Here is a 17,172-nt window from a genome sequence, read left to right as displayed (position 1 = left end):
CCATTTGTCCCATTTTATTTGGGCAAGCGCCTGGATCACTAGTTATAATTCTATAGATTTGTCATATATATTCCATAAGACTACTTGAGGCGGTGTTATGGAGGTCTTGCTATGACAAAGCTTTGGAATCGCTTAAAGAACCGCTGGCTGTTTACTGGCCGCAATAATGAAAAAAGCTGGCAATCTTATTATGAAGACCCACCTGATTATGCCGGGCTAAAAAAAACAGTAGCCGCGCTGGCTCTATTTGCCCTGGTCTATGGCGCCCACGTGTCAGACACTCGGGTTGGACAGGAAGTTACCGGCGCTGTAAGGCAGATGCTTACGACTCAAACTGATTTTGCTTATTATACGGCTAGAACTATTGAGTATGTGACTATATATTGGCCGAATGCCGCCAATATTTCAGGCATTCCTGTTTTAAAACAAGTCCAGACAACTATTTCGCGGCCTGCAGACCCGTTACTGTATATGACAAAGCCTGCCGAGGGCCAGGTAATTGCCCAATTTGGCTGGCGGTTTGATCCGGCTATTAAGCAGGAGCGAATGTTTGAAGGCATAGACATTGCAGCCTCAACCGGGGCGAGTGTGCGAGTGGCGGCGCCCGGAACTGTAAAAGTTGTTACTGACACTACTAAGTTCGGCAAAATGCTGATTGTAGACCACGGGCAAGGCATAGAAACCATTTACGGACACTTGACAGATGTACTGGTAAAAGAGACTGATGCGGTAAGCCAGGGGCAAGTTATCGCCAGGGTTGGTAAAGCAAGTACCGAAGTACCGGTGCTATATTTTGAAGTGCGCGAAAATGGCAAAGCCATCGATCCGCTAGCCAGAATTAAGAGTGATACGACTAAATAAGGATGTGAACTATGCGGGCCGGAAAAATTGCAGGTGTGGAACTTATCTTAAACAATTGGTTTCTGATCCTGATTGCTATTTTTATGGCTGCCGGATTAGTTAGTAAAGTGTTATTGATATTTTCTGCTGTTTTATGGCATGAATCAGCGCACATGCTAATGGCTGTCGGCTTGGGTTACAGGGTCAAGCAGGTAGAACTATTGCCTTTTGGCGCTATAGCGCGCATTGATCGCCTGGCTGACGCCGGAGCGGCAAGTGAAATAATGATAGCAGCCGCCGGACCGCTGGCAAGTATGGGTCTGGCGGTTTTGTGTTATGCTCTAGGGGAGGGGGCCGGTAACTGGCAGGAGGTGTTACGGTTTTTTACCGATATAAATCTGATGTTAGCCGGTTTTAACCTTCTGCCGGCTTTGCCGCTTGATGGCGGGAGAATTTTACGGGCCCTTCTTTCCCGCAGGCGTGATTATCGTGATGCGACTGCCATAGTTGTAACCATCAGCCATATTACCGGCGGGCTGCTGTTAGCGTTTGCCGGGGTAACCTTCTGGCTGTACAATACTCTGAATTTGACCATGCTGATTGCCGCCGTTTTTTTATTTCTTACTGCGCAAACGGAAAACCGTCTGGCCGGATTTCGGGTAATGCGGATTTTAGCCAACAAAAAGGCCGAGCTTACCGGCAGCGGAATTATGCCTGCAAGTCATCTTACCGCGATGAAAACCGCCACTATCCGTGAGATCATCCGCTTGTTTGGTTCAGAAGAGTATTATATTGTGCATGTGGTTGACAAGGACTTTAAACTGTGCGGGGCTTTAACGGAAACCGAAATATGGGAAGGTCTCATTAAAAAAGGTGTTAAAGCCAGGATCAGCGAGTTTTTATAATGCTATATGTTTAACTTTATTGGCTGCCAGGTTTCAAATAGAAACCTGATGGAAAAAATAAGTCTTGATATTTCCACCAGAAAAATACATAATAATTTTTATAGCTATATTTTGGAGGTACCTAATGCATCCTTATCCCGTAGACCCAGTTAGTCCTGCGACCTTAAGCCGGGTAATGAAACCGGCCCGTTACACTGGCCACGAGTGGAACAGTGTATGTAAAAATCCCGGAGACTTTATCGTAAATTTCGTTCTGGCCATGCCTGATGTATATGAAGTGGGCATGTCCAACCTTGGTCTCAAAATATTGTACCAGATATTAAACAGCCGTACTGATACCTATGCTCAGCGTGTCTATGCACCGTGGGTAGATATGGAACAAGAAATGCGGGCCGGCGGTGTCAGGCTTTATACACTGGAAAGCAAACAGCCGGTTGCAGAGTGTGATATTATCGGCTTTTCCCTACAGTATGAGTTAAGTTACAGTAACGTGTTAAATATGCTTGACTTAGCAGGCATTCCTGTACTCGCTGCCGAGAGGGATGACAGTTATCCGCTTGTGGTTTGCGGCGGACCGTGCGCCTTTAATGCCGAGCCGATGGCTGATTTTGTCGACTTTTTTATCCTGGGCGAAGCCGAAGAAGTTATCGATGAGGTGGCAGCCGTTATTGCGGCTTGGAAACATTCCGGTAAGCCGGAAGGCAAAGCCGGTATCCTAAAACAGCTGGCCAAACTGCAAGGCATATATGTCCCTGCTTTTTATGAAGCTGACTATTTTGGCGATGGCCGGGTACGCGGCTATAAGCCTACAGTGACAGAGGCTAAACCTATTATTGTTAAGCGCGTTATTCAGGATCTTGATCAGGTTACTTTTGCTACGAAACCCATAGTGCCTTTTATCGAAATTGTTCACGATCGCATTATGCTCGAATTATTCCGTGGCTGTACCCGCGGCTGCCGGTTCTGCCAGGCCGGGGTACTTTACCGACCTGTACGGGAACGAAATTTGGAGACCCTGGTGAATTATGTTCAGGAACTGGTTGATCATACCGGTTATAATGAAATTTCCCTGGTGTCACTCAGTTCGGCTGATTATTCTTGTCTTAGCCACTTAATATCTGAGCTTATGTCCCGCTTTAAACAGCAAGGGGTAAGTGTATCATTGCCCTCACTCAGGATTGACAGTTTCTCGATTGATCTTGCCAAGCAAGTACAGCAAGTACGCAAAAGCGGGCTGACTTTTGCCCCCGAGGCCGGAACCCAGCGGTTAAGGGATGTAATTAACAAAGGCGTTACCGAGGAAAACCTTACGGAAGCTGTAAGTTCTGCTTTCAAAGCCGGCTGGTCTACAATTAAACTGTATTTTATGATTGGCTTGCCGACCGAGACCGATGAGGATGTGGCAGGTATTGCCGTCTTGGCGCAACGGGTAGCCGACCTTTACAAACAGATAAAGGGGCGTAAAGGGGCAAAAGTGACTGTAAGTGTATCTTCTTTTGTGCCCAAGCCACATACCGCTTTTCAATGGTTTGGTCAGAATCCGGTTGAAGAGATTGAACGCAAACAAAAGCTTCTCAGGTCGCTGATTAAAGACCGCAGTATTTCCTTAAGCTGGCATGATGCACGTACCAGTTTCCTGGAAGGTGTATTTTCGCGGGGGGACCGCCGTTTGGGCAAGGTCATTTTCCGGGCATGGCAGAATGGAGCTAAGTTTGACGGGTGGTCTGAACACTTTAAGTTTGATGTCTGGATGAATGCTTTTGCCGCCGAGGGAATCGAGCCTTCCTGTTATGCCAATCGCGGGCGGGAACTGGATGAATATCTGCCCTGGGAACATTTATCCTCCGGTGTGGACAAGTCTTTCCTGGTCAGGGAATGGCAGGCTGCTCAAAATGCAACTTTCACGCCTGACTGCCGCCGTGAATTGTGCGGCGCCTGTGGCGTCTGCCAGGAGCTTGACGTCAAAGTAGTCGATTGGGGGCAGGCAAATGGCTAAATTACGGTTTAAGATAACGAAAGATGATCAAATTCGCTATGTTTCGCATTTGGATTATGCCGGCACTATTGAACGGGCAGTCCGGCGCGCCCAACTGCCGGCGGCTTATTCCGAGGGCTTTAATCCGCATATGAAGCTTTCTTTTGCTTCTGCTTTGGCGGTTGGCGTGACCAGTGACGCAGAATATCTTGATCTGGAATTAACAGAAGAGGCCGATATAGGCAGTGTAAAAGCGCGCCTTAAACCTGAACTTCCCAGTGGTGTACGACTCGAAGCCGCCCGGTACATGGGGCCTCGCAGCCAGGCGCTTATGGCTGTCGTTAACTTGGCGACCTATGAGGTTCTTGTCTCTCTTAAGACAGGGGTTGACTGGGAACAGGCCGCAGCAAGCATAGACAGATTCAATCAGGAAGTTGCCGTAATTTATATAAAACAATCTCCCAAGGGACGTCGTGAAATTGATATCAAGGAATATTTGGCTGCCCCGGTAGCGGCGAGTCCGGTTTCTGGCACTAAGAACACAATTGCTATAAGCCTGGCCATAAAAATCACCCCTGGCGGCAGTGTTAAGCCGGTTGAAGTGCTAAACTTGCTGGCAGACAGCTTTGACATACCTGTTGACAAAGAAAATGCGCTTATTCACCGGAACGGCCTGTTTGTGACCGACGGCCGGGTAACACGCACTCCTCTTGAACTATAGAGTAAACAAGTGTATAACAGAAAAAGGAACAAAGTATGAGCAAAAGTATTATTGCCAGCGTTATGCCTGAGGAAACCAGAGTCGCTCTCTTAGAAGACAACGAACTTATGGAAATATCGGTTGAACGCAGCGAAAGCGGACATTTGGTTGGCAACATTTATAAAGGAAGAGTCAAAAATATTCTCCCCGGTATGCAGGCAGCATTTGTGGATATCGGGCGAGATAAAAATGCCTTTTTGTATACGGGGGATGCCGGCCGGCAGGCAGCCTGTCAGCATCTGACTGTGGGACAGGATGTACTTGTCCAGATTGCCAAAGACGCCATGGGCGATAAAGGACCTAGGGCGACGATTAGTCTCACGCTGCCCGGAAGATATATTGTACTTATGCCCAATGTTGATTATATCGGTATTTCCCGGCGTATCGAGGAGGAAAGCGAACGGGAACGCCTGCGCGGCCTTGCCGAGACCATCCGGCCGGCAGGCATGGGCGTAATTGTGAGAACAGTTGCGGCCGGTAAAAGCCAGGAAGAACTAACAAAGGATATGGCATATCTTGCCAACATGTGGTCTAATCTAAGCGCCCGGGCCAAACGAGCTAATGCACCGGCGCTTATCTACCGCGACGCCGATCTTGTCGTCAGGATTGTGCGGGATTATCTGACAAGCGATGTTACCGAGTTTGTTATTGACAGCCAGGAAGCCTACAACCGGGTTATTGATTTGCTTAAATTCATTTCGCCTGAGCTTATTGGCTGTGTGCAATTATTTCAGGCCGGCGGCCAGGACTACGATCTGTTCAGCCGCTTTCACCTGGATACCCAACTGGAGGAATTACGCAACCGCAGGGTTGAACTGGCCTGTGGCGGCTATCTCGTTATCGACCACACCGAGGCTCTGACCGTCATTGATGTAAATACCGGCAAGTTTGTTGGTAATACCAACTTGTCTGAGACTGTATTTCAGACCAATCTTGAAGCAGCCGCGCAGATTGCCAGACAGCTTAGACTGCGCGATATTGGCGGAATTATCATCATTGACTTCATTGACATGGATAAGCCTGAGCAGCGGGCCGCCGTCCTGGCCGTACTGGAAACAGAACTAAAAAGGGATCGCACTAAGTTTAATGTTTTTGGGATTACCAGTCTAGGGCTGGTGGAAATGACAAGAAAAAAAGCCAGGCAAAATCTAAATGGCATGCTTTACAGTCCCTGCCCGTGCTGTTTGGGAAAAGGCCGGATCAAATCTCCGGAGACGGTAGCTATTGATATTAAACGGGAATTGAGAAAATTAAACAATCGCTCCCGGCCGGGCGGACGGCTTTTACTTCAGGTTCACCCCCAGGTAGCGGAATTTTTGACAAGGCAGGGAGAGTTTAAGCGGCTTGAACAGGAAACAGCCCGAACCCTGAGTGTGGAAGCCACCCCCGGTATTAACCCCGAAGTATTTTCTCTGCTATGGAAACCTGATTGACAAAGTATTACCATTATGGTAAAATTTCATGATGTAGGCCTTAGTCTACACCACCGCACGGAGAGGTTCCTAAATCTTGCCGTCATTTGTGCGGCAAGTACCGAATCTGGCGAGTCCTAACACAGGGGAGGTGCAAATTAATGTACGCAATTATTGAAACAGGCGGTAAGCAATATCGTGTTACCGAAGGTGATGTGCTTACTATCGAAAAAATCGAAGTGGCCGAAGGTCAGACTGTTGACTTTGACCGTGTTTTAACAGTAGTAAAAGATGGCGAGGTCGTTATCGGCAAACCATTGGTGGCTAATGCCAAAGTAACTGCTGAAGTAGTTACTCATGGTAAAGGCAAGAAGATTCTGGTCTTCAAGTACAAAGCCAAATCCAACTATCGCCGTCGTCAAGGCCATCGTCAACCGTTCACTAAAGTCCGTATTGAAAAAATTCATGCATAAAGGCTTAAAACATGATAACGGTTGCAATGATTCGTGACAACAACAGGGCAATTGCCGGTTTTCAAGTCAGTGGACATGCGCAAGCTGCACCACATGGTCAGGATATTATATGTGCGGGAGTTTCTTCTTTGGTTCAGTCAGCGATTATGGGGATTGAACGCCATCTTGGGCGGGATATTGACCTTATGCAAGATGCTGGCGGACTTACAATGAAACTTAACGGACAGCCTGACAGTCTTACTGGTGCAATTCTTGAAACCATGCTACTTGGTTTAACCGAGATTGCCAAACTATATCCTAAAAGTGTTCGCATTATTGAGCACAGGAGGTGAAAGCATGATGGAAAAATTCAAACTGAATTCTTTTGACTTACAATTATTTGCTCATAAAAAAGGTGTGGGCAGTTCCCGTAACGGTCGTGACAGCGAGGCAAAACGCCTGGGTGTAAAACGCCACAACGGTGAAGTTGTAACCGCAGGCAGCATTCTGGTGCGCCAGCGTGGTACCCATTTCCATCCCGGTAATAATGTCGGTATCGGCAAAGATGATACCTTATTTGCCAAAGTTCCCGGCAAAGTCGCTTTCGAGCGCAAAGGCCGTTATGACCGGCAAATTAGTGTGTATCCTGCAGCAGAAGAAGCTATGTAAGAAACGCCCTGCGGCCAACTCAGCCGCAGGTTTTTTTTTCCTGATAGAAAGTATAACTTTCGCCTGGATAAGGGCAACATCGGCTTCCGCTTTCCAAAGGCTCGGCGCAAGCCGTGTTTTCTTTACTAATAAAGTAACTTTCCTTTGTAAGCTGCGGCTTGTTTTATGAATAGGGAAAATTTAAAAATTGGCATAAGTCAAGCTTTTTCTAATAAATTCTTGCTGGCGATTAGCGAAATCCGACAGGTATTTTGCTTAACGGGAGCGAAAGATACATCATTCATGCAGTATTTTGGAAGGATGATTGTATGACAACCACACCTTGTTCTGACGTTGCGTCATGTACTGATATTATAAAACTTCTCCGTATTCAACGTCATGATTTCTTAAACCATCTGCAGGTTATTCATGCCATGATTCAATTAGGCAGGAATGAACGAGCGCTTAAGTATATTGAAAAATTGGCGCATGATCCGGAAATGATATCAAATGTGCTTAAAGCCTACCCAAAAGAACATGATTGATATCTTTCACGCTGAAGGCGAAGTTTTATCAGCCGTTGGATAAATTTGGGCACGAAGGTGCATATTACATATAAAAATACAAGGGGATTTCTATGTTTATTGACAGAGCCAAAATAACGGTTAAAGCCGGTAGCGGCGGAAATGGCATGTCCAGTTTCCGCCGGGAAAAATACGTTCCCAAAGGCGGCCCCAGCGGTGGCGACGGAGGACGCGGTGCCAATGTTGTTTTAATTGGCGATGCCAATTTGAACACTCTCGTGGATTTCCGCTATAAACGCCAGTTTAAGGCTGATAGTGGCGCTAACGGCCAATCAAGCAATATGCACGGCCGTGGCGCTGAAGACTTGCTTGTCAAAGTGCCGCCAGGTACGATTGTCAAAGATGAAGCTACCGGTCAAATTCTAGGTGATATTACTGAACCGGGACAAAAGGTGGTTGTAGCTAAAGGCGGCAGGGGCGGGCGCGGCAATGCCCGTTTTGTCAATAGTGTACACCGGGCTCCTACCTTTGCCGAATTAGGTGAACCAGGGGAAGAGCAAACCTTATTGCTGGAACTTAAACTATTGGCCGATGTTGGCCTGCTCGGTTATCCGAGCGTGGGTAAGTCCAGTATTTTATCTATGGTATCGGCGGCTAAGCCGGAAATTGCCGCCTACCACTTCACTACTCTGTCTCCGGTATTGGGAGTCGTAAGTATTGCTGAGGGCCAGAACTTTGTCCTGGCCGATATCCCGGGATTAATCGAGGGGGCACACGAGGGCGTCGGTTTAGGACATGACTTTTTGCGTCATATTGAGCGCACCAAGGTACTTATTCATGTTCTTGACGTTTCCGGCCTCGAGGGCCGTGATCCTATCGATGATTTTCACAAGATCAATAATGAACTTAAACTATATAACGAAAAGCTCTTTAAGCGTCCGCAGATTGTTGCCGCAAACAAAATGGATTTACCCGAGGCTCAGGACAACTATCAGCGGGTAGCCGCCGTTATGCGGGAAATGGGTCATGAGGTGTATCCGATTTCGGCCGCGACCGGTGAAGGCCTCCAGGCGCTGATGCAGCGGGCGGCGCGGCTTTTGTCCGAATATGTGGAGGAGCCTGTGGAAATTGAAGAAGCTAAAGTATACGAGGCCAGGCCTGAAGATCAGTTTACAATCAAGCGTGATGATGACGGAGCCTTTGTTGTCGAAGGCCAGGCCATTGAAAAACTTGTGGCTATGACCCGCTTTGGTGATGAGGAAGGCTTGCGCCGTTTCCAGGCAATATGGCGAAGATTAAGCATTGATGAAGAACTCCGGAACCGTGGTATTCAGGAAGGGGATACTGTCCGCATACGCGATATGGAATTTGAGTTTAGACCATAGGAGGAACTATTTTGCAAGATAACGAATCTACACTTACGGGAAAGCAAAAACGATTTTTGCGGGCGCTTGGCAGTACGCTGGATCCTGTGGTGCAAATTGGCAAAAGCGGTGTAATGGCAACTGTTATTGAAAGTGCTGAGCAGGCTTTGGCTGCCAGGGAAATTATTAAGGTCCGGGTGCTGCAGAACAGTCCGGAGGAGCCGAAGTCGGCTATCACTGCCCTGGCCGGTGCAACCGGCGCCGTACTGGTGCAGGTGATCGGCCGCAATGGTCTGTTATATAAGAAGAATGAAGAAAAGTCCAAAATAGAATTGCCGTAATGTATGGGGGAGTAGCAGTATATGCTTACCAGAGAAAATTTAAGCGATGCCCAACGCATTGTTGTGAAGGTTGGTACCAGTACACTAACTCACGCAACCGGAAAACTCAATCTCCTCAGGATTGAAAAGCTGGCGCGCGAACTGTCCGATCTTGCCAATCAGGGCAAACAAATTATCCTGGTCAGTTCAGGTGCGGTCAGCGCCGGTATGGAACGCCTGGGCCTCAAAACAAAACCCAAGACCATCCCCGAAAAACAAGCTGCCGCTGCTGTCGGACAAGGAATCTTACTTCATATATATGAAAAGATATTTGGCGAATATGGTCAAATTGTCGCTCAGGTTTTATTAACCCGCGCCGATTCAGTTAACCGCAAGCGTTATACCAACTCCCGCAATACACTGATGGCGCTCTTAAACCAGGGCGTCATTCCCATTATTAATGAGAATGACGCTGTTTCTATTGATGAACTAAAAATTGGTGACAATGATACGCTTTCGGCTATGGTTGCCAGTATTATTGATGCCGACCTGCTCATCATATTATCTGATGTTGAAGGTGTGTTTACCGCCAATCCCCAATCTGACCCGGATGCTACCTTGCTAAGCGAGATTACTGATATAACGCCGGCTGTTGAGGCATTGGCCGGCGGACCGGGAACATTACAGGGGACAGGCGGCATGTATACCAAAATTCAGGCGGCTAAGATTGCGGTTAATTCAGGCGTAACCATGGTTATCGCCTCCGGTGCCCAGGACGGCATTGTGCGGGATGTGCTGGCGGGAAATAAATTAGGCACAATTTTTATTTCAAAGGAAAACCGTCTCCAGATCCGAAAACGCTGGCTGGCTTTTGGGGTAAGAGTAAGTGGTAAAATCACCGTGGATACAGGCTGCGAACAAGCTCTGCTCAAAGGTGGTTCCAGTCTGTTGGCCGCAGGGGTAGCTGCCGTTGACGGAGATTTTGAGTTAGGTAATACGGTCAGTATTGTAAGTGGCGGTGGCCGGGAGCTGGCGCGCGGCATTGCAAATTACTGCGCTGACGATATAAGAAAGATTATGGGCGCACACACCCATGAGATTTGTGATTTGCTTGGTTCTAAGCCTTTTGACGAAATCGTGCATCGCGACAATATGGTACTATTGGTATGAGGGGAGATCTGCGAATATGGACTATGTAACCGAACTTACGGAAAAAGGCCGCATTGCTAAACAAGCGGCCCGCAAATTGGCTGTTATGTCAACCGCTGTTAAGAACAAGGTGCTTATGGCCATGGCCAGTGCGCTGGAAGAAAACCAAGCAGTTATCTGTAATGCCAATACTGAAGATGTTGACAGGGCGGAGAAAGCCGGTATGCCCAAGCCGCTCATTGACCGCTTGTTGCTTAACCAGGGCAGAATACATGCAATGGCTGACGGTCTCAGACAAATTGCTGCCTTGCCTGATCCAATCGGCGAGGTCTTAACAGGCTGGAAACGGCCTAATGGGCTTACTATGGCAAAAGAGCGGGTGCCGCTGGGAGTTATCGGCATTATTTACGAGGCTCGTCCCAATGTTACGGTAGATGCCGCCGGCCTGTGCCTAAAGGCCGGGAATGCCGTTATTCTAAGAGGGGGGTCTGAAGCAATCCATTCCAATACTGCCATAACTGCAGCGATTGCCGACGCTGCTCATAAAGCGGGTGCACCGGCTGGCGCAATTCAGCTGGTGGAAACTACTGACCGCCAGGCAGTAATAGCCATGCTCAAACTAAATCAATACCTGGATGTAATCATACCCCGGGGAGGAGCCGGGCTTATACGGACCGTTGTAGAAAACAGCACTGTTCCGGTTATTGAGACAGGTACCGGTGTTTGTCACACTTTTGTGGATGCTTCAGCTGATCCGGCTATGGCTCAGGAGATTGCCTTCAATGCAAAAGTTTCGCGTCCCGGTGTGTGTAATGCCATGGAAACTCTGTTGGTTCATCAGGCGGTGGCGGCTGAATTCCTACCAGCCATGTTAGCGCGCTATCATGCGGCTGGTGTTGAATTACGGGGATGTGAACAAACCAGGCAGTATCATCCGGCTGTTAAACCGGCAACAGCGGAAGACTGGGCCACTGAATTTCTGGATCTGATTTTGGCGGTGAAAATAGTGACCGGCTTGGACGAGGCCCTTGAACATATCGCTGCCTACAGTACACGTCACTCAGAGGCTATTGTGACCAGGGACTATGGAAACGCCAAGCGTTTTCAGCAGGAAGTGGATGCTGCCGCTGTGTATGTTAATGCATCAACCCGCTTTACCGACGGTTTCGAATTTGGTTTTGGCGCCGAAATTGGCATAAGTACCCAAAAGCTTCATGCCAGAGGACCTATGGGTTTGCCTGAGCTTACCAGCATTAAATATGTTATCAATGGTACCGGACAAATTCGGTAATTTGAAGTTTTCTTAAGTTTGGCCGACAACTTCAGCAGGATATTATACAAAATGTCTGGAAATAGTTTCATAGCTGCATAGTGCAAGTACAAACGAATCTGGAGGAAAACTACCACCAAGAGCCGTAATCTTTGGGATGCTCAAGGATTACGGTTTTTTAACCAGTGTTAGAGTGAATATGAATAGATATAGACGGCTGGCAGGTTATTACTATGCCATAAAAAACTATCTCCATACTCCTAAGGGACGCTTTGACATGCTGGATTATGTCCGGGCGGCCGCTGTTATTGCCGGTGTCATTATAGTGAGTGGCTTTATTATGGCAGTACTCAGAGTGTGAGCTACTTTTCACACCGCCCGGGTATTTGTTATAATGATGACAAGCTTGGATTTTTTTGAATATTTTGAGAGGCAGATATTATGGTACATGCAAAAGCTAAAGTGGGTATCATGGGCGGGACCTTTGACCCGATACATGTGGGACATCTAGTAACGGCTGAAGCCGTCCGTATTGAATACAACCTGGATAAGGTTTTGTTTATCCCTGCCAGTAATCCGCCGCATAAACAGGAATCGCTTGTTACCCCGGCTATCCATCGTTATATCATGACAGTTATGGCAACCTATTCGAATCCGCATTTTTTTGTTTCGGGTATTGAACTGGAACGTTCCGGTCCATCTTACACCATTGATACTGTCAGGACTTTAATTGACTGTTACGGCCTAAATACGGAGTTTTATTTTATAACCGGCGCAGACGCTGTTAAAGATTTACCCACATGGCGGGAAATTGACCGTCTCCTGGATTTGTGCTTTTTTGTGGCGGCAACCCGCCCTGGCTGTATCAGTTATATTGATCAGGTAATAAGACAATTTGGCGCAAAAGGCCGCCGGAGTATTCAACGGCTGGCCACTCCAGAACTCGAAATATCCTCGACTGATATTCGTGAACGGATAAAAAAAGGCCGTTCGATAAAGTATATAGTGCCGGAAAGTGTTGAAGATTATATTTATAAAGAAGGTTTATACCGGTAAACTTACTGTTATGACGTACCAAATAAAGGCAGGTAATTACAGGCATAAATCCTGATTTTCTGCAGATAATGTTAACGTAAAACTTGTTTTGCTTTACGTATCCTGATGCAACGGAGGTGATTTTCTTTGGCAAAAACACTCTATGTAGGCAATCTGCCATGGAGCACAAACGACGTAGCTCTTGCCGATGCTTTCCGTCCTCATGGTTCTGTTATTTCCAGCAGAATTATAACTGACAAAGAAACAGGACGTTCTCGCGGATTTGGCTTTGTAGAAGTAGAGGATGCCGACGCTGAAAAAATGGTTGAGGCTATGAACGGCTCGCAAGTCGGGGGACGCCAGATTGTTGTTAACGAAGCTAAACCACGGCAAGGTTAAGAGAATGGTAGCTTTGTTGCTTATAAATTGAATGGCGACTTGGTATTCACCTCCTATTTTTAGGAGGTTTTTTATTTTATAAAAAGGAAATTTGCATATACTGACGAATTTTAGTAAAGGAGAATAGGTGGTGTCATATTGTGGAATATCGTCATGCGGTTGACAAGCTGTCCAAGATTTTATCAGCTAAAAGATTTCAGCATTCGCTGGGGGTAAGTCAAACTGCGGCAGACCTAGCCGTAAGGTTTGACGAGGATGAAGAAAAAGCCAGGCTGGCCGGGCTGTTACATGATTGTGCCCGTAACATATCCAGCAATAACCTCTTGCAAATGGCTAAAGTCTTTGCTATAGTGGTGAATGATGTCGAAAGATGCCAACCTGTGTTGCTACATGCGCCACTTGGCGCATGCCTGGCGAAAACAGAATACGGAATAGATGATCCGCAAATTCTTAGAGCTATCTCGCTGCATACCACTGGCGGGAAAGGCATGTCGAAGCTGGAAAAAATTATTTATCTAGCAGATTGTATAGAACCTGGCCGGGATTATCCCGGTGTTCATGTACTGCGCAATATCGCTATGAACAATTTGAATGCGGCTGTGCTTGCCGCCTTTGATCAGTCCCTTCACTTGGTTATTGAGCAGGGGTTGCTTATCCATCCGGCTACAATTGAAGGCCGCAATGAGTTAATACAACAAAGACATAACATTTAATGATGTGAAGGGTGTTGTCTTTAGGAGAGGAGATGATACCATGAGCGAATTGCAGAATAGACGCAGACGGCGTAAAATACGATGGGACCGCATTCTAATCCTGTTAGTAATGCTATTAGCGGCAGTTGTGGCATTAGCCGGGGCTACTGTTTATGCATATCTCAGCATGGCGCGGGTTCCGGCGACGGCTCAGGCGGTCAAAGCTACTGACCGGCCTCCCGAAACACTGAAGAACAAAGTTAATATACTGTTATTGGGAGTTGACGACAAGGATCATGAAAACCCCCAAAATACGGCCAGACGCTCTGATACGATGATGATAGCCAGTATCAATCCTGATGACGGGACTGTTAACTTGTTATCGTTACCGCGTGATACTAAGGTTAACATTCCCGGACATAAGGGCTATGACAAACTCAATCATTCTTACGCTTACGGCGGCGCTGAACTGTCACGTAATACGGTTGAACAGTTTTTGCATATCCCCATTAATTACTATATCGCGATCGACTGGCAGGCATTTATCAAAGTCATTGATACTTTAGGCGGTGTGGATCTTTACGTCGAACATGATATGAATTATTCAGATCCATATGCGGATCTTGATATTCATATTAACAAAGGATATCAGCACTTAGATGGCGAAAAAGCCGGCGAATATGTTCGTTTCCGCAGTGATGAACTTGGTGATATCGGACGGGTTCAGCGCCAGCAACGATTTTTGAAAGCGTTGGCCAAGCAGACCATGCAGGTAGGCACCATCTTAAAGGTGCCATCCTTGGTCAATACTCTTAATCAGTATGTAGATACAGATATGTCGGTTATAACTATGGCTAAAGTTGCAAATAGTCTTAAGAGCTTCAATTCCAGTAATCTGACCACAGAAATGCTGCCCGGCGACTTTGCAACAATTGACGGTCTAAGTTACTGGGTGCCGGACAAGGATCAGACCAAACAGTTGGTGGAAAGAATGTTTTTCTCTGGTCCGAAAGTAAGTGAAGTTTCAAAAGAGAATGCCGCTACGGCTAATACAAGAACAAACTAGATTCATTAAGTAAAGCTTATTTTTAAGCTTTATTTTTTTTTGCAGGAAACTTGCCTCTATAGTCCGAATAAAATAATTTTGGAAAGAAAAAGCTATAACGAAGAGTATCCAGGAGGTAATGTTTAACTAATGATGGATAATGACAGCAATTTAGCTGAATTGGTAGCTAAGGCTGCCAGTGACAAAAAGGCTTATGACATTATGATTATGAATCTGACCGGTATATCCCCGGTAACTGATTATTTTATTGTCTGCAGTGCGCCTTCGACTACGCAGGTGCAAGCTATAGCCGATCATATTATTGAGCAGCTTGAAGAGCAGGGAATTAAACCACTGCATAGGGAAGGCTACCGAGAGGCCAGATGGGTACTCTTGGATTATGGCAATTGTGTAGCTCATATTTTTGTTGAAGAAGACCGGCAGTTTTATAAGCTTGAGCGGCTATGGGGCGATGCCAAACAAGTATCATACCAAGGTTAGGTGGAGGCATGGATAAACGTAAGCACAACTTTAAGCCTGGTGATGTAGTTGAGCTAAAGGCTGTTCGCAAAAGCGATATGGGGGTTTTTCTTGATGCCGGCACCGGGAATACCAGTGATGACATTTTGTTGCATAATGCCCAGCAGACCGAGGCTGTTGTTATTGGACAAGCCGTTAAGGTGTACCTCTATGCAGATCCTAAAGGGCGTCTGACAGCCAGTATGCGTCTGCCGCAGATGCGGGAAGGACAGGTAGCCAGGGTCGAAGTTATCAATACAACCCGCGATGGGACGTTTGTCGATATTGGCGCAGAACGTGGGGTTTTTATGCCGCACGCTGGCAGGCGGGGCATGCCGCGCCGCGGTGAAAAAGTATGGGTCAAACTATACCGGGACAAATCCGGCCGTCCGGCAGTTACTATGGAGGTTGAAGACGAACTCAGAAAGGCCTCGCGGCCGGCTGAAGGCGTTAAGGTTGGCGATATTGTTACCGGCTCTGTGTATAATTACAGCGATCAAGGCGCCTTTCTCTTTACAAAAGACCGGTTTATTGCTTTTCTGTATAACGATGAGATGACCGAGCGTCCGCGGGTTGGCGCTGAGCTGGATACCCGGATTACTTTTGTAAGAGAGGATGGCCGGCTTAATGTTTCCATGCGATCGGCAAAAGAAACGGCGATTTACGAGGATGGCGAGAAGATTCTTACCGTACTAAGAAGCCGGGGCGGGCAGATGCCCTACAGTGATGCTTCCCCGCCGGAAGTAATCAAGGAAAAGTTTAATATCAGCAAGGCTGCTTTTAAGCGAGCAATTGGCCGTCTGCTCAAAGATAAGCTGATAGAGCAGAAGGAAGGCTGGACATATTTAATAAATAAGGAAGGTGGCGAGTAGCCACCTTCCTTATTTATTGCCGCCTTCGCCAAAGTCTCGGCGCAAGCCATATTTATTAAATTATGTGGGGAGAGAGTTTTTGCAGGGTTTATTTGTTTTCTGATGATCTTTATTTACCTGTTCCCCTAAATTCATATTAGCAGACGGTTTGCTATTTTTGGCCTGGTTTGAGTTGAGCAAGTCTTTTGCGGCCATGCAGAATCCCTCCTTCACAGTTTGGTTCGGCTGCGGTAACTACCGCTTATCTTATGGGAGATCAGCCATTTTTGTTACTAAGCTCCTGGGAAGACTCTACGGAAGGCTGGAGGTCTGAAGCAGAAATAGTATCAGAGCTAACCTGGTATTTGGACTGGGTTGGACTTGTACGCGGCCCCGCGCTGATTAAACCTTCGGCGCCCGCATGGGATTTACCAGCCAAATTTTTGCCATTCTCAAAACTGGTCTTTTCCGTTGTCAGAATTATCACCTCCAATGCTGCTATTAGTTTTCCCACATAAAGAATAAGCATGAGCGACAATGATTTCTAGTTTTCGCTACATACTTACATTTTTTTTTTTATACCGGAAAAACTATAGATGACGCATAAAAGCCGTGTATACCAACGCCTTTTATGCGGAAAATATAATTTTATAGCAGCACAAGGGAGGTTTATAAAGTGGACCAGCAATTGCAAACTATTTCTTTACAGGTAAAAGCTCTTAAGCAGCAACTTACTGAACTAATGCAGAATTCAAATTCGGCAGATGCCGAGATTATTACAGCCAGCAGCATATTGGCCACTCAGCTTGAAGATTACAGCCATACCATCAATGAGAAAAGAATGCCCTCTATGAGGACCTTTTAGGTCAATAGGACTGTCATTTGCGGCCGAAACTAAGATAAACACCGGCAATGATCAGGGCGGTTCCGCAAAAAAAATGATGCCGTAAGCTGTTCGTTTAACAGCAGCCAGCCGAGCAGACTGCCAACGACTGGCTAAAAGAAGAAAAAG

The 17,172-nt window shown here is 46.8% G+C and carries 22 protein-coding genes; 21 read left to right on the top strand and 1 reads right to left on the bottom strand.

All coding sequences use genetic code 11. From position 1 onward, the window contains the following. Positions 1-111 precede the first annotated feature (111 nt). From SATMO3_RS20140 to SATMO3_RS20045, 20 genes are all read left to right on the top strand, one after another. Positions 112-861 (top strand): M23 family metallopeptidase, encoded by a 750-nt coding sequence (locus SATMO3_RS20140; RefSeq protein ID WP_371371523.1) that lies wholly within the window; start codon positions 112-114, stop codon positions 859-861. A gap of 11 nt (positions 862-872) precedes the next feature. Continuing rightward, positions 873-1,745: a site-2 protease family protein gene (locus tag SATMO3_RS20135; protein WP_371371522.1), complete on the top strand. Its 873-nt coding sequence runs from the start codon at positions 873-875 to the stop codon at positions 1,743-1,745. Between the two features lie 124 nt (positions 1,746-1,869). After that, a complete protein-coding gene (locus tag SATMO3_RS20130; protein ID WP_371371521.1) occupies positions 1,870-3,741 on the top strand; it encodes a TIGR03960 family B12-binding radical SAM protein in 1,872 nt (623 codons plus the stop codon). Further along, positions 3,734-4,441, top strand: coding sequence for a TIGR03936 family radical SAM-associated protein (locus tag SATMO3_RS20125; RefSeq protein WP_371371520.1), 708 nt, complete (start codon positions 3,734-3,736; stop codon positions 4,439-4,441). Before SATMO3_RS20130 ends, SATMO3_RS20125 begins: the two co-directional genes overlap by 8 nt. Before the next feature lie 35 nt (positions 4,442-4,476). Further along, positions 4,477-5,913 (top strand): Rne/Rng family ribonuclease, encoded by a 1,437-nt coding sequence (locus SATMO3_RS20120; protein ID WP_371371519.1) that lies wholly within the window; start codon positions 4,477-4,479, stop codon positions 5,911-5,913. Positions 5,914-6,053: 140 nt separating this feature from the next. Next, positions 6,054-6,365 (top strand): 50S ribosomal protein L21, encoded by a 312-nt coding sequence (gene rplU, locus SATMO3_RS20115; RefSeq protein ID WP_371371518.1) that lies wholly within the window; start codon positions 6,054-6,056, stop codon positions 6,363-6,365. 11 nt (positions 6,366-6,376) lie between these two features. Next, on the top strand, positions 6,377-6,697 hold the full coding sequence (locus SATMO3_RS20110; RefSeq protein ID WP_371371517.1) for a ribosomal-processing cysteine protease Prp: 321 nt from the start codon (positions 6,377-6,379) through the stop codon (positions 6,695-6,697). A 7-nt stretch (positions 6,698-6,704) separates the two neighbouring features. Next, a complete protein-coding gene (gene rpmA, locus SATMO3_RS20105) occupies positions 6,705-7,013 on the top strand; it encodes a 50S ribosomal protein L27 (protein WP_371381761.1) in 309 nt (102 codons plus the stop codon). Between the two features lie 308 nt (positions 7,014-7,321). Continuing rightward, a complete protein-coding gene (locus tag SATMO3_RS20100) occupies positions 7,322-7,537 on the top strand; it encodes a Spo0B domain-containing protein (RefSeq protein ID WP_371371516.1) in 216 nt (71 codons plus the stop codon). A 92-nt stretch (positions 7,538-7,629) separates the two neighbouring features. Beyond that, complete coding sequence (gene obgE / locus SATMO3_RS20095; RefSeq protein WP_371371515.1) at positions 7,630-8,901, top strand: GTPase ObgE; 1,272 nt, start codon at positions 7,630-7,632, stop codon at positions 8,899-8,901. Between the two features lie 11 nt (positions 8,902-8,912). Further along, on the top strand, positions 8,913-9,221 hold the full coding sequence (gene yhbY, locus SATMO3_RS20090) for a ribosome assembly RNA-binding protein YhbY (RefSeq protein WP_371371514.1): 309 nt from the start codon (positions 8,913-8,915) through the stop codon (positions 9,219-9,221). Between the two features lie 21 nt (positions 9,222-9,242). Then, positions 9,243-10,370, top strand: coding sequence for a glutamate 5-kinase (proB, locus tag SATMO3_RS20085; protein ID WP_371371513.1), 1,128 nt, complete (start codon positions 9,243-9,245; stop codon positions 10,368-10,370). A 16-nt stretch (positions 10,371-10,386) separates the two neighbouring features. Continuing rightward, a complete protein-coding gene (locus SATMO3_RS20080; RefSeq protein ID WP_371371512.1) occupies positions 10,387-11,640 on the top strand; it encodes a glutamate-5-semialdehyde dehydrogenase in 1,254 nt (417 codons plus the stop codon). A gap of 178 nt (positions 11,641-11,818) precedes the next feature. Beyond that, positions 11,819-11,980 (top strand): hypothetical protein, encoded by a 162-nt coding sequence (locus tag SATMO3_RS20075; RefSeq protein ID WP_371371511.1) that lies wholly within the window; start codon positions 11,819-11,821, stop codon positions 11,978-11,980. A gap of 80 nt (positions 11,981-12,060) precedes the next feature. Beyond that, on the top strand, positions 12,061-12,675 hold the full coding sequence (nadD, locus tag SATMO3_RS20070; protein ID WP_371371510.1) for a nicotinate-nucleotide adenylyltransferase: 615 nt from the start codon (positions 12,061-12,063) through the stop codon (positions 12,673-12,675). Positions 12,676-12,801: 126 nt separating this feature from the next. Beyond that, the gene (locus tag SATMO3_RS20065) at positions 12,802-13,053 is read left to right on the top strand and encodes an RNA recognition motif domain-containing protein (protein ID WP_371371509.1); all 252 of its coding nucleotides are present in this window, start codon (positions 12,802-12,804) and stop codon (positions 13,051-13,053) included. A 140-nt stretch (positions 13,054-13,193) separates the two neighbouring features. Continuing rightward, a complete protein-coding gene (yqeK, locus tag SATMO3_RS20060) occupies positions 13,194-13,766 on the top strand; it encodes a bis(5'-nucleosyl)-tetraphosphatase (symmetrical) YqeK (RefSeq protein WP_371371508.1) in 573 nt (190 codons plus the stop codon). A 40-nt stretch (positions 13,767-13,806) separates the two neighbouring features. Beyond that, the gene (locus SATMO3_RS20055; protein WP_371371507.1) at positions 13,807-14,811 is read left to right on the top strand and encodes an LCP family protein; all 1,005 of its coding nucleotides are present in this window, start codon (positions 13,807-13,809) and stop codon (positions 14,809-14,811) included. Between the two features lie 129 nt (positions 14,812-14,940). After that, positions 14,941-15,291, top strand: a complete 351-nt coding sequence (gene rsfS, locus SATMO3_RS20050) for a ribosome silencing factor (protein WP_371371506.1) — start codon at positions 14,941-14,943, stop codon at positions 15,289-15,291. Between the two features lie 8 nt (positions 15,292-15,299). Then, a complete protein-coding gene (locus SATMO3_RS20045) occupies positions 15,300-16,181 on the top strand; it encodes a S1 RNA-binding domain-containing protein (protein WP_371371505.1) in 882 nt (293 codons plus the stop codon). A 60-nt stretch (positions 16,182-16,241) separates the two neighbouring features. On the opposite strand, the gene SATMO3_RS20040 is transcribed toward SATMO3_RS20045, so the two are convergent. Beyond that, complete coding sequence (locus SATMO3_RS20040; protein ID WP_371371504.1) at positions 16,242-16,376, bottom strand: hypothetical protein; 135 nt, start codon at positions 16,374-16,376, stop codon at positions 16,242-16,244. Positions 16,377-16,836: 460 nt separating this feature from the next. On the opposite strand from SATMO3_RS20040, the gene SATMO3_RS20035 reads away from it, so the two are divergent. Next, positions 16,837-17,025, top strand: coding sequence for a hypothetical protein (locus tag SATMO3_RS20035; protein WP_371371503.1), 189 nt, complete (start codon positions 16,837-16,839; stop codon positions 17,023-17,025). Positions 17,026-17,172: the final 147 nt, after the last annotated feature.

Origin of the sequence: Sporomusa aerivorans (genome assembly GCF_041428895.1) — a bacterium.
GTDB lineage: Bacteria > Bacillota > Negativicutes > Sporomusales > Sporomusaceae > Sporomusa > Sporomusa aerivorans.
This window is presented reverse-complemented; position numbering and strand designations above follow the sequence as displayed.